The 16,397-nt window shown below is 61.3% G+C and carries 18 protein-coding genes; 3 read left to right on the plus strand and 15 right to left on the minus strand.

The window, feature by feature from the left end:
- Positions 1 to 106 precede the first annotated feature (106 nt).
- The 6 genes from rpsU to gmk form a co-directional block, all read right to left on the minus strand.
- A complete protein-coding gene (gene rpsU, locus ACODSD_RS03940; protein ID WP_039756346.1) occupies positions 107 to 319 on the minus strand; it encodes a 30S ribosomal protein S21 in 213 nt (70 codons plus the stop codon).
- Positions 320 to 448: 129 nt separating this feature from the next.
- Positions 449 to 1,243 (minus strand): thiazole synthase, encoded by a 795-nt coding sequence (locus ACODSD_RS03945; RefSeq protein ID WP_488876830.1) that lies wholly within the window; start codon positions 1,241 to 1,243, stop codon positions 449 to 451.
- Between the two features lie 26 nt (positions 1,244 to 1,269).
- On the minus strand, positions 1,270 to 1,473 hold the full coding sequence (gene thiS / locus ACODSD_RS03950; protein ID WP_255701199.1) for a sulfur carrier protein ThiS: 204 nt from the start codon (positions 1,471 to 1,473) through the stop codon (positions 1,270 to 1,272).
- 1 nt (position 1,474) lies between these two features.
- Positions 1,475 to 3,631 (minus strand): RelA/SpoT family protein, encoded by a 2,157-nt coding sequence (locus tag ACODSD_RS03955; RefSeq protein ID WP_107800534.1) that lies wholly within the window; start codon positions 3,629 to 3,631, stop codon positions 1,475 to 1,477.
- A gap of 20 nt (positions 3,632 to 3,651) precedes the next feature.
- A complete protein-coding gene (gene rpoZ, locus ACODSD_RS03960; protein ID WP_019103869.1) occupies positions 3,652 to 3,858 on the minus strand; it encodes a DNA-directed RNA polymerase subunit omega in 207 nt (68 codons plus the stop codon).
- 120 nt (positions 3,859 to 3,978) lie between these two features.
- On the minus strand, positions 3,979 to 4,605 hold the full coding sequence (gmk, locus tag ACODSD_RS03965) for a guanylate kinase (protein WP_107800535.1): 627 nt from the start codon (positions 4,603 to 4,605) through the stop codon (positions 3,979 to 3,981).
- Positions 4,606 to 4,767: 162 nt separating this feature from the next.
- On the opposite strand from gmk, the gene ACODSD_RS03970 reads away from it, so the two are divergent.
- Together ACODSD_RS03970 and ACODSD_RS03975 are read left to right on the plus strand one after the other, a co-directional pair.
- The gene (locus tag ACODSD_RS03970) at positions 4,768 to 6,066 is read left to right on the plus strand and encodes an NCS2 family permease (RefSeq protein WP_107800536.1); all 1,299 of its coding nucleotides are present in this window, start codon (positions 4,768 to 4,770) and stop codon (positions 6,064 to 6,066) included.
- Positions 6,067 to 6,169: 103 nt separating this feature from the next.
- The gene (locus ACODSD_RS03975; RefSeq protein WP_019103866.1) at positions 6,170 to 6,718 is read left to right on the plus strand and encodes an adenine phosphoribosyltransferase; all 549 of its coding nucleotides are present in this window, start codon (positions 6,170 to 6,172) and stop codon (positions 6,716 to 6,718) included.
- Between the two features lie 59 nt (positions 6,719 to 6,777).
- Here the strand turns inward: ACODSD_RS03975 and ACODSD_RS03980 are convergent, their stop codons facing one another.
- From ACODSD_RS03980 to ACODSD_RS03995, 4 genes are read right to left on the minus strand one after another with little or no spacing between them, the layout of a single operon-like run.
- Positions 6,778 to 7,545, minus strand: coding sequence for a hypothetical protein (locus tag ACODSD_RS03980; RefSeq protein WP_227104896.1), 768 nt, complete (start codon positions 7,543 to 7,545; stop codon positions 6,778 to 6,780).
- A 56-nt stretch (positions 7,546 to 7,601) separates the two neighbouring features.
- Positions 7,602 to 7,892, minus strand: coding sequence for a DUF1700 domain-containing protein (locus ACODSD_RS03985; protein WP_146176709.1), 291 nt, complete (start codon positions 7,890 to 7,892; stop codon positions 7,602 to 7,604).
- Positions 7,893 to 7,927: 35 nt separating this feature from the next.
- Positions 7,928 to 9,016 (minus strand): DUF1700 domain-containing protein, encoded by a 1,089-nt coding sequence (locus ACODSD_RS03990; protein WP_488876831.1) that lies wholly within the window; start codon positions 9,014 to 9,016, stop codon positions 7,928 to 7,930.
- Positions 9,013 to 9,357, minus strand: a complete 345-nt coding sequence (locus tag ACODSD_RS03995; RefSeq protein ID WP_107800540.1) for a PadR family transcriptional regulator — start codon at positions 9,355 to 9,357, stop codon at positions 9,013 to 9,015. Before ACODSD_RS03995 ends, ACODSD_RS03990 begins: the two co-directional genes overlap by 4 nt.
- Before the next feature lie 318 nt (positions 9,358 to 9,675).
- Here ACODSD_RS03995 and ACODSD_RS04000 point away from each other — a divergent pair, with 318 nt between their 5' ends.
- A complete protein-coding gene (locus ACODSD_RS04000; RefSeq protein ID WP_107800541.1) occupies positions 9,676 to 10,713 on the plus strand; it encodes a patatin-like phospholipase family protein in 1,038 nt (345 codons plus the stop codon).
- Positions 10,714 to 10,777: 64 nt separating this feature from the next.
- Here the strand turns inward: ACODSD_RS04000 and arcC are convergent, their stop codons facing one another.
- The 5 genes from arcC to ACODSD_RS04025 form a co-directional block, all read right to left on the minus strand.
- Entirely contained in the window at positions 10,778 to 11,722 is a 945-nt protein-coding gene (arcC, locus tag ACODSD_RS04005; RefSeq protein ID WP_488876832.1) for a carbamate kinase, read from the minus strand.
- Positions 11,723 to 11,853: 131 nt separating this feature from the next.
- Positions 11,854 to 12,864, minus strand: a complete 1,011-nt coding sequence (locus ACODSD_RS04010) for an ornithine carbamoyltransferase (RefSeq protein ID WP_048409588.1) — start codon at positions 12,862 to 12,864, stop codon at positions 11,854 to 11,856.
- A gap of 133 nt (positions 12,865 to 12,997) precedes the next feature.
- Positions 12,998 to 14,230: an arginine deiminase gene (locus tag ACODSD_RS04015; protein WP_043637845.1), complete on the minus strand. Its 1,233-nt coding sequence runs from the start codon at positions 14,228 to 14,230 to the stop codon at positions 12,998 to 13,000.
- A gap of 85 nt (positions 14,231 to 14,315) precedes the next feature.
- Positions 14,316 to 15,755 (minus strand): arginine-ornithine antiporter, encoded by a 1,440-nt coding sequence (gene arcD, locus ACODSD_RS04020; protein ID WP_107800543.1) that lies wholly within the window; start codon positions 15,753 to 15,755, stop codon positions 14,316 to 14,318.
- Positions 15,756 to 16,251: 496 nt separating this feature from the next.
- Complete coding sequence (locus ACODSD_RS04025; protein ID WP_019103856.1) at positions 16,252 to 16,380, minus strand: DUF3149 domain-containing protein; 129 nt, start codon at positions 16,378 to 16,380, stop codon at positions 16,252 to 16,254.
- Between the last annotated feature and the right edge of the window lie 17 nt (positions 16,381 to 16,397).

Raw genomic sequence — 16,397 nt, forward strand, 5'->3', positions numbered from 1 at the left:
TTTTGAATCGTTCAAAACCCATGCCGTCAGAGTCTGCAAACGGGGAACTACAAATGGCAAAACCGCAGGCTAAGCCTGCGGTCCTGCTTACTGACCAGACGAACTCTTAGTAGAGTTTCGGCGGCAGCATTTGGCTGCGGATGCGCTTGTAGTGGCGCTTAACGGCAGCTGCGTGCTTGCGCTTGCGCTCGGCAGTCGGTTTTTCGTAGAACTCGCGGGCGCGCAGTTCGGTCAGCAGACCGGTTTTTTCCACCGCGCGCTTGAAGCGACGCATTGCAACTTCAAACGGCTCGTTCTCTTTAACGCGAATGTTCGGCATTGAATCTAGTATCCTTAGTTCCTAGCGTCCAGACGTGGCTGGAGCTATAAAAAACAGCATTTTAACAATCTTACGCGGTTTGGAAAAGTCTGAAGCGTTCCGACCAAGCAATCTGTGGCGCTTTACGCATCACGGCTTGACGGAAGAAATCACCCCCTCACTAGGAGAACTAGGTACTGCACTATAAAAACGTTTCGGCATCCGGCCGGCAAGATATGCCGATCGGCCTGCTTCTACAGCCTGTTTCATGGCGTGGGCCATCAACACCGGTTGTTGCGCGGCGGCAATCGCGGTGTTCATCAGCACGCCATCGCAGCCCAGTTCCATCGCGATCGCCGCGTCGGACGCGGTGCCGACGCCGGCGTCAACCAGCACGGGAACCTTGGACTGCTCGATAATCAACTTCAAATTCCACGGATTCAGAATCCCCATCCCGGAGCCGATCAGGCTGGCCAGCGGCATGATGGCGCAGCAGCCCATTTGCTCCAGCTCCCGGGCGATGATGGGATCGTCCGAGGTGTACACCATCACGTCGAAACCTTCGGCCACCAGCACTTCGGCCGCTTTCAGGGTTTCCTTGACGTTGGGGAACAAGGTATTCGGATCGCCCAGCACTTCCAGTTTGACCAGACGATGGTCGTCCAGAAGCTCTCTGGCCAGGCGCAAAGTGCGAACGGCGTCGTCGGCGGAATAACACCCCGCCGTGTTGGGGAGAAGGTTATACCGGTTTTTCGGCAAAAAGTCCAGCAAATTGGGTTCGCCGGCATTCTGACCCAGGTTGACGCGACGAATGGCGACGGTGACGATTTCCGTTCCCGACGCGTCCAGCGCCCGGGCCGTTTCCTCAAAATCCCGATACTTGCCGGTTCCCACCAGCAAACGCGAATTGTAAGCCTTGCCTGCGATGATCAGTTGATCCGCCACTCCTGCACCTCTATCAGCTTTGCCGCTCAGCCTCCGCCGACGGCCACCACGATTTCGAGTTCGTCGCCGTCGGCCAGCCCGGTGGCCGGATACTGGCTGCGCGGCACGATCTCGCCATTCTTTTCCAGCGCCACGCGCTTGCCGACAAGGCCCAGCGCCGCCACCAGCTCGGCCACATTGGCGACGCCGCCCAGTTCGCGGCCCTCGCCGTTGATCTTGAGTTTCAGCATCTCATCTCCTTTGCACGCGCTGCACCACCGGCAGCACGCGGATGGCGCTCAGCACGCGCTCCAGATGCTCGACGCCCTCCACCTGCAAGCGGAAGTGGATGTTGAACAGGCCGTCGCCGTCGCGGCTGCTGTCCTGGGTGTCGGCGCTTTCGATATTGGCCGAGGCCTGGGAAATCGCGGTGGCGATGTCGGCCAGCGCGCCGCGCTCATTGCGGGACAGCACGCCGACGGTGACGCCGAACATGCGGTCGCGCTGCGCTTCCCAATTGACATCCAGCAGCTTGTCGTGATCCGCCCGCCGCGCGTTCGGGCAGCCCTTGCGGTGGATGACCAGGCCCTGGCCCTTGGTGATGACGCCCAGAATGTCGTCGCCCGGCAGCGGGTTGCAGCACGGCGACAGCTGCACCATGCCGCCCTCATTGCCGCGTATGGTCACCGGCCCCACTTTCACTTCCTCGCCCAAGCGCTCGCCGGCCAGCTCCAGCAGCCGGCGCGCCACCACGATGGGCATCAGCTTGCCGGCGCCGATGTCTGCCAGCACGTCCTGCTGCGAGGCGAGCTTCTCGCCGAAAGCGGCCAGATACTCCACCCACAGCTCCTCGCTCAAGGCCAACGGCGTCACCGCCAGCGCGCCTATCGCCTGCTTGAGCAGCTTCTCGCCCAGGCCGACCGCTTCTTCCTGCTGCAAACTCTTCAGGTAATTGCGGATGCCGGAACGCGCGCGGCCGCTCTGCACGAAGGTCAGCCAGGACGGATTGGGCTTGGCCTGGGTGGAGGTGATGATTTCCACGGTGTCGCCGTTGCGCAGCACGGTGCGCAGCGGCACCAGCGCGTGATTGACGCGCGCGGCGATGCAGCGGTGACCGATGTCGGTGTGCACCGCGTAGGCGAAGTCCACCGGGGTCGCGCCCTGCGGCATCACCATGATCTTGCCCTTGGGCGTGAACACGTAGACTTCGTCCGGGAACAGGTCGATCTTGATGTGCTCGAGGAATTCGACCGGATCGTCGCTCTCCTCCTGCATGTCCATGATTTTTTGCAGCCACTGGTGGGTGCGCTGCTGCGCGGTGTTGACGCCATCGCCGCTCTTGTACATCCAGTGCGAGGCCACGCCGGCCTCGGCCACGCTATTCATTTCGCGGGTACGGATCTGCATCTCCACCGGCGTGCCGTAGGGGCCGAACAAGGTGGTGTGCAGACTCTGATAGCCATTGCCCTTGGGAATGGCGATGTAATCTTTGAATTTGCCGGGAATCGGCTTGTACAGGCTGTGCAGCGCGCCCAGGGCCAGATAACAGCCGGGAATGTCGTTGACGACGACGCGGAAGCCGTAGATGTCCAGCACCTCGGAAAACGACAGGTGTTTTTCCTGCATTTTCTTGTAGATGCTGTAGAGGTTTTTCTCTCGCCCCTTAATGGTGGCTTCGATATTGCTCTGCACCAGCTTCTGGCTGACGGATTGCAGGATCTTGGTGACCACTTCGCGGCGATTGCCGCGCGCGGCGCGCACCGCCTTGGACAACACGCCGTAGCGATGCGGGTGCAGATGCTTGAACGCCAAGTCCTGGAGTTCGCGGTAAACCTTGTTCAGGCCGATGCGGTTGGCGATCGGCGCGTAGATTTCCAAGGTTTCCAGCGCGATGCGGCGGCGCTTGTCCTCGCGCATCGAATCCAGCGTGCGCATATTGTGCAGCCGGTCCGCCAGCTTGACGATGATGACGCGGATGTCGCGCGCCATCGCCAGCACCATTTTGCGGAAGCTTTCCGCCTGCGCGGTTTCCTTGGTCTGGTATTCCAGCCGCTCCAGCTTGGAGAGGCCGTCCACCAAATCGGCGATGATCTTGCCAAACTTTTCGATCAGCGTCGGCTTGGTGACGCCGGTGTCTTCCAGCACATCGTGCAGCAAGGCGGCGGCGAGGCCCTGCACGTCCAACCGCCACTCGGCCAACATGCAGGCCACCGCCAGCGGGTGGGTGATGTAGGGTTCGCCGCTCTTGCGGGTCTGCCCTTCATGCGCTGCGCGGCTGACTTCGAAAGCCTGCCGCAACAGCTGGACGTCCTCCGGCTTGAGATAACGCGCGACAGACTCGAAAAACGCTTGCGCTTCGCTGTCGATCAGGGCGTCGTAGTCGATTTCATCCTCAATGCCGGTTGCCATAACCCACCACCCACTTGCAATCAGGCTTTGCCGCGGCTCAGAACTTCCTTGCCGACGTGGCCGGCGGCGATTTCACGCAGCGCGACGACGGTGGGCTTATGGCGGCCGGCTTCAACGAAGGGGCTGGCGCCGGAAGCCACTTGGCGCGCGCGGTAGGCGGCGGCCAGGGTCAGGTCGAAACGGTTCTGGATGCGGTCCAGGCAATCGTCAACAGTAATACGGGCCATGTGCTTTCTTTCTTCCTAAAGTTGCCAAGGGCGTTGTCGGTCGCCGTTCTTGCGGCCGCGGCAACGCCCAGAGGGATCACTATATCTAAATTTTAGTCGACTCACCAACAAACGGTCGGATCAGCCGGTCTGTCCCATCCGCGCCAGCATCGTCGCCAGCTTGCGGCATTGGATGGCGCTGCGCAGCCGATTGGCGCGCACGACGCTGATCAGGTCGAGGCGGGCGCGCTCGAAATCGTCGTTGACCACGATGTAGTCGTATTCGGCGATCTTGTCGATCTCGGCGCGGGCGGAAGCCAGCCGGCGGCGGATCACTTCCTCGCTGTCGGTGGCGCGTCCGCGCAGGCGGCGCTCCAGCTCTTCTATCGACGGCGGCGCGATGAAAATGCCTATCGCCTCGGGGAAGACCTTGCGCACTTGCTCGGCGCCCTGCCAGTCTATCTCCAGCAGAATGTCCTGCCCCACGGCCAGGCGGCTGCGTATCCACGGCGCGCTGGTGCCGTAGTAGTTGCCGTAGACTTCCGCGTACTCGAGGAAATCGCCGCGTTCGATCATGGACTTGAACGTGGCCTGATCGACGAAGTGGTAATGCTTGCCGTCCTCTTCGCCCTTGCGCGGCGCGCGCGTGCTATAAGAAATGGACAGTTCCACAGACGGCTCCGCCTGGAGCAAGGCCGCCACTAGCGAGGTTTTCCCCGCGCCGGAAGGAGCGACCACGATAAAAATATTACCGGTTGGCTGGCTCATGAAAGGTACTTCCTGCCAAATGAGTAATTCTCCAGAATACCATAAGCGCGTACCGGCTGTTAATCGCCAAGTTATTTTCACGTCAAGATTTAGGTAAATCTCTTCAGGCTGAATAAAATGGCTGGTTTTTTCCTACCTATCTCCTTTGGAGCGCGTTTCGCCATGCAATTCCTTGACAGCTTCTTCAAGCTGAAAGAAAACGGCACCACGGTGAAGACCGAAGTCATCGCCGGCTTTACCACCTTCTTGACCATGGCTTACATCATCCTGGTCAACCCGCTGATCCTGTCGAGCACCGGCATGGACCTGAACGCCGTCTTCGTCGCCACCTGTCTGGCCGCGGCGCTGGGCACCGCCATCATGGGCCTGGTGGCCAATTACCCGATCGCGCTGGCGCCGGGCATGGGCCTGAACGCCTACTTCACCTTCAGCGTGGTCAAGGGCATGGGGCTGTCCTGGGAAACCGCGCTGGGCGCGGTGTTCATCTCCGGCATCGTGTTCCTGGCGGTCAGCCTGTTCCGCGTGCGCGAGGCCATCGTCAACGCCATCCCGCAGTCGCTAAAATTCGCCATTTCCGCCGGCGTCGGCATGTTCCTCGCCATCATCGCGCTGAAGAACGCCGGCGTGATCGCGCCGCACCCGGAAACTTATCTGACCCTGGGCGACATCCACAAACCCACCACCCTGCTGGCCATTCTGGGCTTCTTCCTGATTGTGGCGCTGGAATACCGCAAGGTGCCGGGCTCCATCATCATCGGCATCCTGGTGGTGACGGTGCTGTCCATCGCCATGGGCCTGTCTCCGTTCAAGGGCGTGGTGGCGCCGGTGCCGAGCATGGCGCCCACCTTCATGCAGATGGATATCGCCGGCGCCTTGCAAGCCGGCCTGATCGGCGTGATCTTCGTCTTCTTCTTCGTCGATCTGTTCGACACCACCGGCACTCTGGTGGGCGTGTCTCACCGCGCCGGCCTGCTGGACAAGGACGGCAAGCTGCCGCGCCTGAAGCGCGCGCTGCTGGCCGACTCGGTGGCGATCACCGCCGGCGCGGTAATGGGCACTTCGTCCACCACCGCCTATGTCGAGTCCGCCGCCGGCACCGCCGTGGGCGGCCGCACCGGCCTGACCGCCATGGTGGTGGCGCTGCTGTTCCTGGCCTCGCTATGGCTGTCGCCGCTGGCCGCCACCGTGCCCGCCTACGCCACCGCGCCCGCGCTGTGCTATGTGGCGGTGCTGATGGCGCGCGGCCTGGCCGAGATCGACTGGAGCGATCTGACCGAATCCGCGCCGGCGGTGATGACCGCGCTGGCGATGCCCTTCACCTTCTCCATCGCCGACGGCATCGCCTTCGGCTTCATCAGCTACGCGGTGATCAAGATTCTGGCCGGCCGTTTCTCCGACCTAAAGCCGCCGGTGCTGGTGATCGCCGCGCTGTGGATCTTCAAGCTGGCTTTCTTCCACTGAAACGTCAATAATTGATGCGGACTCCTAGCCTGCCGCGCTGCGCGGCGGGCTTTTTCTTGTGGGGCGCGCGGCGACTCTCTTTATTTCGAAGTACAATAAGGCCATGGAAAACCTTAGCAATCTCGACTACTCCAGCTATCTGAAAGGCTGGATCCGCACTGTGCCCAACTGGCCGCAACAAGGCGTGATGTTCCGCGACATCACCCCGCTGCTGCAGAACCCCAAAACCTTCCGCATGCTGATCGACATCTATGTGCATCGCTACATGATGGAGAAAGTGGACCTGGTGGCGGGCCTGGACGCGCGCGGCTTCATCATCGGTTCGGTGCTGGCTTACGAGTTGAACGTAGGCTTCGTGCCCATCCGCAAACGCGGCAAGCTGCCCTTCACCACGGTGGAGGAGGAGTACGAGCTGGAATACGGCAATGCCGCGGTGGAAATGCACACCGACGCCTGCAAGCCGGGCGACCGCGTCATCCTGATTGACGATCTGGTCGCCACCGGCGGCACCATGATGGCTGGCTACAAGCTGCTGAAGCGCATGGGCGCCGACGTGCTGGAAGCCGCCGCCATCATCGAGCTACCCGAACTGGGCGGCGGCAAGCTGGTGCGCGACGGCGGCCTGGAGTTGTTCACCGTCTGCGCTTACTGAGCCGGATTCGTCGGCCAAGCGAACGGAGCCCTCGGGCTCCGTTTTTGTTTGGCCGCGTCTTAATCCGCCTCCACCGCCACTTTCAGCGCCTGCCCGCGCGCGCTCAGCTTCAGCGGCGCGCCGGCGGTGCTGGGCAGCTTGCTGTCCACCGAGGCCGCCGTGCCGCGCACCTCGTATTGCAGCGTTGCGGACTTGGGCAGCGTCAGCGACAACTTGCCGGTGGTGGCGTCCAGCGACAAGGAGCCGCTGGGCTTGGCGTCGGTCAGCTTCACCTTCGCCTTCACCGCCTGGCCGTCAAAAACCATGTCGCGGCTGCTGCCTTCGAAACCCAAGGTCAGCGCCTGCCCCTTGAGCGCCAGCTTGTCGTAAGCGCCCTTGGCCTGCGCCCTGATCGCGTCGGCGGACATGGACAGGCTGGCGGCTTTGCCGTCCAGCGTTAGATCCACCGCCCGGCTGTCCACCCGGATCGCCGAATACGCGCCGCGGATCGACCCCTTGACCGCAGCCAGCCCCAATTCCACCTGTTTGCCCGGCTTCAGATTGCCGGCGATCTCCAACCCGCAACTGCTGCCCAACAGCTTGTCGTTGAGCTTGACCGTGATGGTGACCACGCCGCCTGCGCGCCGCACCAGGGCGCTGCACTGCTTGGCGTCCCAATTGCTTTTGTTCAGGTCCAGCTGATACGGCCGCTTGTCGTCCGCGCTCAGCTTGAGCACGGCCGCGTCGCCGTTGATCACCAGCTTTTCAATCGGCGCTTCCGCCGCGTAAGCCGCTCCGCCGCCCATCAGCCCCGTCAATGCCAGCAAGCGCACTATCCCACGCCTCATCACGCACCCCTTTCCCAAGTAGAGGCCGCCGCCTTGGCCGGCGGCGGCGGTTTTCCTCACTGCATGAACAACCAGTACATCGCGATCACGCCACAAGCGGCCGCCATCCCGCCCACCGCGTGGCGGGCCAAGCGCGCCCACTGAGCGCTCAGCGAGCCTTTGCGCGCAAGAATCGAAACGGTCCGCCGCGAATCCGCCCACGCGGCGATCAGGCGGCTCTCATTGCGCTGATCGGCCACCGCCTCGCGAATGTATTCGCGATAGTCGCTGAGAATCTTGCGCAGCTCGGCTTCGGGCAAGCGCTCCATGGTCAGCTGCAATTGTTGAATGCATGCATCGTGTTTCATGTTTCTCTCCCAAGTCCGGTCAAAAACACCACTCCTCACACCACGTTGCCGCCCAAGCCCCTGCCCGCCACCAAGTCGATCTGATAACGGACGTAACGCACCAGCCCGCGCCAGGTCAGCCGCGTCAGCCATACGCAGAACACCAGCCCCAATCCGCCAACCAATAACAGCACCAGACCGCTGACCGCCGCCGAGCCCTGCAGCGACAAGCCCGGAATGCCGTCGATCTCGATATGGTCCTTGCCGTCCTTCAGCGACAGCCGGTTATCCTTGATCACCAGCGAGCTCTCGCCGTCGTTCAACACCAGATCGCCGGCTTCTCCGGCTTCGCCTACGGCGGCGGAAGCCTGCGCCGAGATCATCCGCCAACGCAGCGAACGGCCATCCCCATCCTGCGCCAGCACCATGCTGTCGCCGCCGTCCGAAACCAGCGTCAGCGCGCTCAGCTGGCCGCGCTCCAGACTGACGGAGCGTTCGCCCTCGCGTTTGATCGTTTGCCGCGCCGCCGGATTGCTGGCGTCCACTTTCAACTCGCCGCCGTCGTAGCTGACCCTGACCGGCTCTCCGCTACGCAACTTCAGGCTGGCGGTTTCATCCTCCTCCAGCCTCAGCAACAGCCTCCCCTGCTTCAGGCTCACGCCGTGGACCGGCTCCCCGTCGGCTTGAAGCTTGAACTCGATCTTGCCGTTCTCGGGCGACAGGCTGGGCTCCAGTTCCGGCCAGCCGAACAGGCTGTTGCCGCCCCAGGCCGCCACCAGCGCCACGCCGGCGATCAACAGGCTGCCGGACACCATATAGCCTATGGACAGGCATAGCAGGTAGATCATGAAGGGCAGCGCCAGGAAGAAGTTCAGCACGCCCAGGCCGGCGACCGAAGCCACCACCCTCATCAAATTGCCGAAGGAACGATGGCTTTCCCATTGGCGGTAATGCGCCTGCGCCTTCAGTTCCTTGGCCAGCTTCTGCGGACTGCCCAGGGCGGCGACCACCTCGTCCTCGTCGCGGCCGGCTTCTTGCGCGTCGCTGAAGTACTCTTGGTAGTCGGCGACGATTTCACGGATTTCCTCGGCCGGCATCCCCGCCAGGGCCTGTTCCAATTGCGCCAAAAACGCTTTGCGGTTCATGCTTGTTGTTCTCCCGGCTGGCCGGCCGCCGGCAGGCGGCTCAGCACGCTGTCCACTTCGCTGACGAATTCCTGCCACTCGCGCCGCATCAATTCCAACTCCCGTTTGCCCGCCTCGGTCAGCGTGTAATATTTACGCGACGGCCCGGACGCCGACTCCACCAGATAGGTGCTGACCCAGGATTCATTCTGCAGCCTACGCATCAACGGATAGATCGTCCCTTCGCTGATTTCCATCGTGCGCGACAAAGTGCTGACCAATTCGTAGGCATAGCTGTCGGACTGGGCCAATACCGCCAATACGCACATGTCCAGGGTCCCCTTCTTCAACTGGGTTTTCATCTTGCCTTCCTTGAAACCGCCCGGTTCTTTCCACCCAACTACCTTGCATTGCAAGATAGCTAGACGGACCAAGGCATCGATCTGCTTGTGATTGCACTATACAAACCACTACCTTGTACCGCAAGGTATCTTTCATTACCCAATGACAAATCACTGCCACTGCGGCTTTCTCGCAACAAATCAGAATGTCATTACTGACACCATATTGCGTTGCAAAATACGCCTTGGCATCCATAATTCAACAGCAACAATGACATTGAACTAAATCATACTCCCAACCGGTTGCAACAACCGGCCACTCTCTCGACGAGGACTCCGATGGCAAAAGCAAACAGGCCCAGCATCGCGCTGGTCTTGGGCGGCGGCGCGCCCAACGCAACCTTGATGGCCGGCGCGCTGGTCGCACTGATGGAGGCCGGCGTCGAATTCGACATCATCTCCACCTCCGGCGCCGGCGCCATCGTCGGCCTCTTGTACGCGGCGCCGCGCAAGGGCTCGCCGCTGGACAATTTGCGCCGGCTGGCCGATCTCGGCGTATCCGATCCGATCTACCGGCTGCTGCCGATCAACTACAAGGTGTTCAACAAACCCGGCCCGGCCGCCGACCTGTGGCGCAGCTGGCAAAGCCAGAACCCCCTGTTGCAGAGCATTCAACAACAGGCCGATCAAGGGCCTTGGCAGCGTCTGCTGGCCGACTGGACATCGCTGCTGCTGGCCACGCTCTGCCCCAGCGATCTGGGCCCCAACAGCCAAGGCCTGTGCGCGCACGTGCCCTTCATCGAGGAGATCGTGGATTTCGACCGCCTCAAGACCATTGCGCCGCAGTTCTACCTGAACGCCTACAACATCAGCCGCGGCGAGATGCGTTGCTGGGACAAGAGCGAGATCGGTCATGAACACTTCCTGGCCGCGCTGTCCTTTCCCTTCATCTACCCGCCGTATCCGCTGGCCGACGGCGATTACATCGAAGGCGCGGCCATAGACACGCTGAACTTCAAGCAATTGTTCCGCGATCATCCTCACATCGACTACACCCTGGTGTTCGATGTGCTGGGCAGCGACCGGCTCCTGCATCCGCCGCGCGGCCTTTACGACGCCTGGGTGCAATCCATCATCACCCCGCTGACCGAAATCGCGCGCGACGACCTGAAACTGTTCGAAGCCTTGCACAATAAGGACGAGCAAGGCCGGCCGCGCACCGAGGTGCTGAAGATCCAGTTCGACCAGCTGATTGACCCGCAACGCCGCGCGGAGGAGCTGGACTGGTCGCACTCCAATCTGTCCCAGCTCTACCAGATCGGCTATCAAGCCGGGCAGGACCTCCTCCGCCAGCACCGCGGCAAGCTGCTGGGCTAGACGCCGCCAATAAAAAAGGGCTGCCTGACGGCAGCCCTTGACGCTTGGCTAAGCACAAACGGCATCAATACCAGCTGATGCCGGCCTGCTCGGTGGAGATCACCGTGCCGGCCTCGCCCTTGACGATTTTCTCGATGTCTTCCAGCGCGCCGATCACAGCCTTCTTGCCGGTCAGACGGGCAAACTCGCAAGCCGCCTCCACTTTCGGGCCCATCGAGCCGGCGGCGAAACCCAGTTTGTCCATCTCGTCCGGATGCGCCTGCTTGATCGCCTTGGCTTCCGGCGTGCCCCAACCGATGAATACGCTCTTCACGTCGGTGGCGATCACGAAGTAATCGGCGCCGATTTCACGCGCCAGCAAGGCGGAAGCCAGATCCTTGTCGATCACCGCTTCCACGCCCACCAGCTTGTCGCCCTCGTACATGGTGGGGATGCCGCCGCCGCCGGCGGCGATCACCACCACGCCTTTTTCGATCAGCCACTTGATCGGGCGCATTTCGAAGATGCGCTTCGGTTTCGGGCTGGGCACCACGCGGCGGAAGTATTCGCCGTCGGCCTTCACCGTCCAGCCTTTTTCCGCGGCCAGCTTGTCCGCCTCTTCCTTGCTGTAAACCGGGCCGACGAATTTGGTCGGATTCTTGAAGGCCGGGTCCTTGGCGTCCACTTCGGTCTGGGTCAGGATGGTGGCGATCGGCACTTCGAAGGGCAGCACATTGCCCAGTTCCTGCTCAACCATGTAGCCGATCATGCCTTCGGTCTGCGCGCCCAGCACGTCCAGCGGATAGGGCGTCACTTTTTCGTCCACGTGGCGGGCGTAGGCGTCGTTCTGCAGGCCCAGCAGGCCCACTTGCGGCCCGTTGCCGTGGCACATCACCAGGTTGTGGCCCAGCCGGGTCACGCCGGCCAGTTGTTCGGCGGCCACTTTGACGTTGGCGCGCTGGTTGTCGGCGGTCATGGCCTCGCCGCGACGTTGCAGGGCATTGCCGCCCAGAGCTACGACGACTCGCATATTCTATTCCTCGCTATTGCCGCGCCCGCCGTCTGCGACGGCGAGCCGCGTGCTTGATGTGAAACCGGCCAAGGTTCCCGGTCAGGGAAGCCTTGGCCGGCAAAGTGCAGCTAGGGATGCCTAGGGCCGGATCAATCGCCCAGCGTGGCCACCAGGATGGCCTTGATGGTGTGCATGCGGTTTTCGGCCTGTTCGAAAGCGATGCAAGCTTCGGACTCGAACACGTCCTCAGTCACTTCGATACCGTTGGCCAGGTCCGGATATTGCGCGGCGATTTCCTTGCCCACCTTGGTTTCGCTGTTGTGGTAGGCCGGCAGGCAGTGCATGAACTTCACTTGCAGGTTCTCGGCGGCGGCCATCAACGCGGCGTTCACTTGGTAAGGCTTCAGCAGCTTGATGCGTTCGGCCCAGACTTCGGCCGGCTCGCCCATGGATACCCATACGTCGGTGTGGATGAAGTCGGTGCCCTTGACCGCCGCTTTGGCGTCCTCGGTCAGCGTGATGCGCGCGCCGGTCTTGGCGGCGATTTCGCGGCACTGAGCCACCAGTTCGTCGGTCGGCCACAGGTGCTTGGGCGCGCCGATGCGCACGTCCATGCCCAGTTTGGCGCCGATCACCAGCAAGGAGTTGCCCATATTGTTGCGGGCGTCGCCCAGATAGGTGTAGCTGATCTGGGAGATGGGCTTGTCGCTGTTTTCCCACATGGTCAGCACGTCGGCCAGCATCTGGGTCGGGTGCCATTCATCGGTCAGACCGTTGTATACCGGCACGCCGGCGAACTTGGCCAGCTCGGTTTCCACCATGTGCTGGTCGAAGCCGCGGTATTCGATCGCGTCGTACATGCGGCCCAACACGCGGGCGGTGTCCTTCATCGATTCCTTGATGCCGATTTGCGAACCGGACGGCCCAAGGTAAGTCACGTTGGCGCCCTGGTCGTAGCAAGCCACTTCAAACGCGCAGCGGGTGCGGGTGGAGGTTTTTTCAAAGATCAGGGCGATGTTTTTGCCCTTCAGGTGCTGCTGTTCGGTGCCGGTGTACTTGGCGCGCTTCAGGTCGCGGGCCAGGTCGAGCATGTAGCGGATTTCGCGCGGGGTGAAGTCCAGCATGCGGAGGAAGTTACGGTTGCGCAGATTGAAAGCCATGATATTGCTCCTGATTAGAGTCTGGGCAAGCCGGCCGTCGTTTCCGGGGAAACCGGCGGTCAACCTGTCTTTTTGCACATGAATCTTGGGTTTTCCTCCCGGCCGCGCCTGCGGCCGGGACACTACAGCTGAATTACAGTTTCACTTCGTCGCGAGTGATCGGGCAGGTCATGCAGTGACCGCCGCCGCGGCCGCGGCCCAGCTCGGAAGCCGGGATCTCGATCACTTCCACGCCATGCTCGCGCATCAGGCGGTTGGTGTAGGTGTTGCGGTCGTAGGCCACCACCACGCGGCGATCCAGCGCCACCACGTTGTTGCCGTCGTCCCACTGTTCGCGTTCGCGCTGGTAGGCGTCGCCGCCGGTCTGGATCACGCGGATTTCCTTGAGACCCAGCGCCTGGCGCACCACTTCCACCAGATGCACGCCTTCGTGGCGTTCGAAGCGGATTTCGCCCTCGCGGTCGCCAACGTACATGCTGGTGCAAGTGATGTCGTCCACCACGTCCGGGAACAGCGACAAGAGATCGATGTCGAGGAAGCTGAACACGGTATCCAGGTGCATCGCCGCGCGGGACTTCGGCATCTGGCAAGCGATCACGCGAGTGGCGCCGCCTTCCTTGCCCAGCACGCGCTTGGCCACTTGCACCACCGCCTGCGGGCTGGTGCGCTCGCCCATGCCGATCAGGACCACGCCGTTGCCGATAGGCATTACGTCGCCGCCTTCCAGCGTGGCCGGGCCGTGCTCCTGGTCGCAATCGCCCCACCATACTTTCACCTTGCCGGCGAACATCGGGTGGAATTTGTAGATGGATTGCAGGATCAGGGTTTCCTGACGACGCGCCGGCCAGTACATCGGGTTCAGCGTCACGCCTTCATAAATCCAGCAAGACGGGTCGCGCTGGAACAGGCTGTTCGGCACCGGCGGCAGCACGAATTCGGATTGGTCCAGGTAGCCGCCGAACAGGCCTTTCGGGTCGAACGGCAGTTCGAATTTGGCGATGCCGCCCACCAGATGCTCGGCCAGTTGCGAAGACGGCATTTCGTCCAGCCAGCTGCGCAGATCGCGCAACATGCCGATACCTACGTTGTCGGCCTTGACCTTGCGGTCCAGGATCCAGGCACGGGAAGCTTTGTCGTCCAAGACCTTGGCCAGCGCGTCGTGCACCTCCACCACTTCGATGCCGCGGGAGCGCATTTGCTCAACCATGTAAGCATGGTCTTTCTGTGCGCGTTCCACCCAGATCACGTCATCGAACAACAGGCCGTGGCAGTTGTCCGGGGTCAGGCGCTTATGCGCCAGGCCGGGACGGCACACCATCACAGTTCGCAACTTGCCGCACTCGGAATGAACACCAAACTTGGTCATGACAAACTCCTTAATGATATTGGGGGAGCTGGTGGAGGCCCGTGGATCTCGCGCGCCTCCGGTAATCTTCTTACAAGGTTCCGGCTTAGAGCGTCAGCGCTCCGGTTGCCAGTTCGTAGGCGGCGAACAAGCCCGCCACTACAATCAGTGCAGCCAGTACCGCCTCGGCGCCGGTGAACGCTTTCTCGCCGCGTTCCTTGCGAGCCCACAGGTAGAACAGCAGGCCCGGGGCGTACAGCACCATGGACAGGAACAGATACTTCAGACCGGCGGCGTAGATCAGCCAGACACCGTAGACCGAGGCGACGGCGGCGATGCTGAACTCTTTGCCGCTGGATTCGCCCTGGGCGTAGCCCTCGCCGCGCTTGGCCACCAGCAAGGCGTAGCCGGAGCACAACAGGTAAGGAATCAGAATCATCGAGGTGGCCAGCGACAGCAGCGCCAGGTAGCCCGCGGAACTGAACAGCGTGATGATCAGGAACAGTTGGATCAGGCCGTTGGTCAGCCACAGCGAGGCGGCCGGGGAGCCATTGGCGTTGGTGGTGCCGAACACTTTGGGCATCACGCCGTCTTTGCCCGCCAGGTAGGGCGCTTCGGAAGCCAGCAGCGTCCAGGCCAGCAGCGCGCCGCCCACCGAGATCACCAGACCGGCGTTCATCAGATTGGCGCCCCAGGGGCCGATGGCTTTTTCCAGCACATAGGCGGTGGACGGGTTCTTCAGCGCGGCCAGTTCAGTTTGCGACATCACGCCCAGCGACAGCACCGATACCGCAACCAGCAGGGCGATGGTCAGCAGGAAGCCGATCACGGTGGCCTTGCCCACTTCTTTCATGTTTTCCGCACGGCTGGAGAACATCGACGCGCCTTCGATGCCGATGAACACCCATACCGTCACCAACATGGTGCTCTTGACTTGATCGACGACCGAGCCGAGTTTGGCCGAGCCCCAGAAGTCCAGATTAAAGGTATCCACTTTGAAGGCGAAAATGACCAGCAGGATGAACAGCGCCAGCGGCACCAGTTTGGCCACGGTGGTGATGGTGTTGATGAAGGCCGCGCCGTGCACGCCGCGCAACACCAGGAAGTGCAAGGCCCACAACAGAATGGACGCGCAGACGATGGCGGTGGTGGTATTGCCTTCGCCGAACACCGGGAACCAGAAGGCCAGCGCCGAGAACATCACCACAAAGTAGGATACGTTGCCGATCCAGGCCGAAATCCAGTAACCCCAGGCCGAGTTGAAGCCCATATAGTTGCCGAAACCCGCCTTGGCGTAGCCGTAGACGCCGCCCTCCACTTCCGGTTTGCGATTGGCCAGCATCTGAAAGGCGAATGCCAGAGTCAACATCCCGAAGAAGGTAATCACCCAACCGATCAAGATGGCGCCGGCTCCGGCGCCCGCCGCCATGTTCTGCGGTAGCGAGAAGATGCCGCCGCCGATCATGGAGCCCACCACCAGAGCGGTCAGCGCGCCAAGCTTGAGCTTGGGAGCGCCGCCGCCTTGGGTTTCAGTTTCCGTAGACATTTTCGTTCTCCGTGAGAGTACATTAACCTGCAAATCTGTTGTTATATAATTAAATTCTTATCATCTGAGACAATGGTATACCCCGGATTTAGTGATCGCCAGAACAGTCGAACATCCGTTTGACCTGCGTCAAATAGCGTCCTCCCGCTCCATTCGCCCCATCCCGACATTAGAACAAAAGCTTTATAGAAGCCCCAGGCACAATTGGCAGAACTAACAATTGTGCTGCGCACAAAACATTTAATTAATTTTGTATTTAATTTTTATTAAAAATAAAACGCAATATCAGATTGTCTGAACGCGTCCAATAGAGAAGAGCCGCAAACGGCCAAAAGAGACGGGACAAAGAAGCAGTGAGATAAAGATGGAGAGAGGAGACGGAGAATAAGGCAGGCGGCCACGGCAATTGCGGGCAAAAAAAAAGTGGATGCGGCCCACCACCGCATCCACCAACACACACATCAAGAGGATAAACACATCCTGTTTGCCCAGGCGCTCACTCCGGTTTTTTCACGTTCTTGAAAATCGCCACCAGAGCGCCCAGCACCACCAAGGTGGTCACCACAATGGTCACCAAGCTTAAAATGCCGACATCGTCGGAAAGAAGAAGAGTCAGAAGTTCCATCGCCACTCCTTTTCCGG

The sequence above is a fragment of the Chromobacterium sp. FG22 genome, from assembly GCF_057809415.1.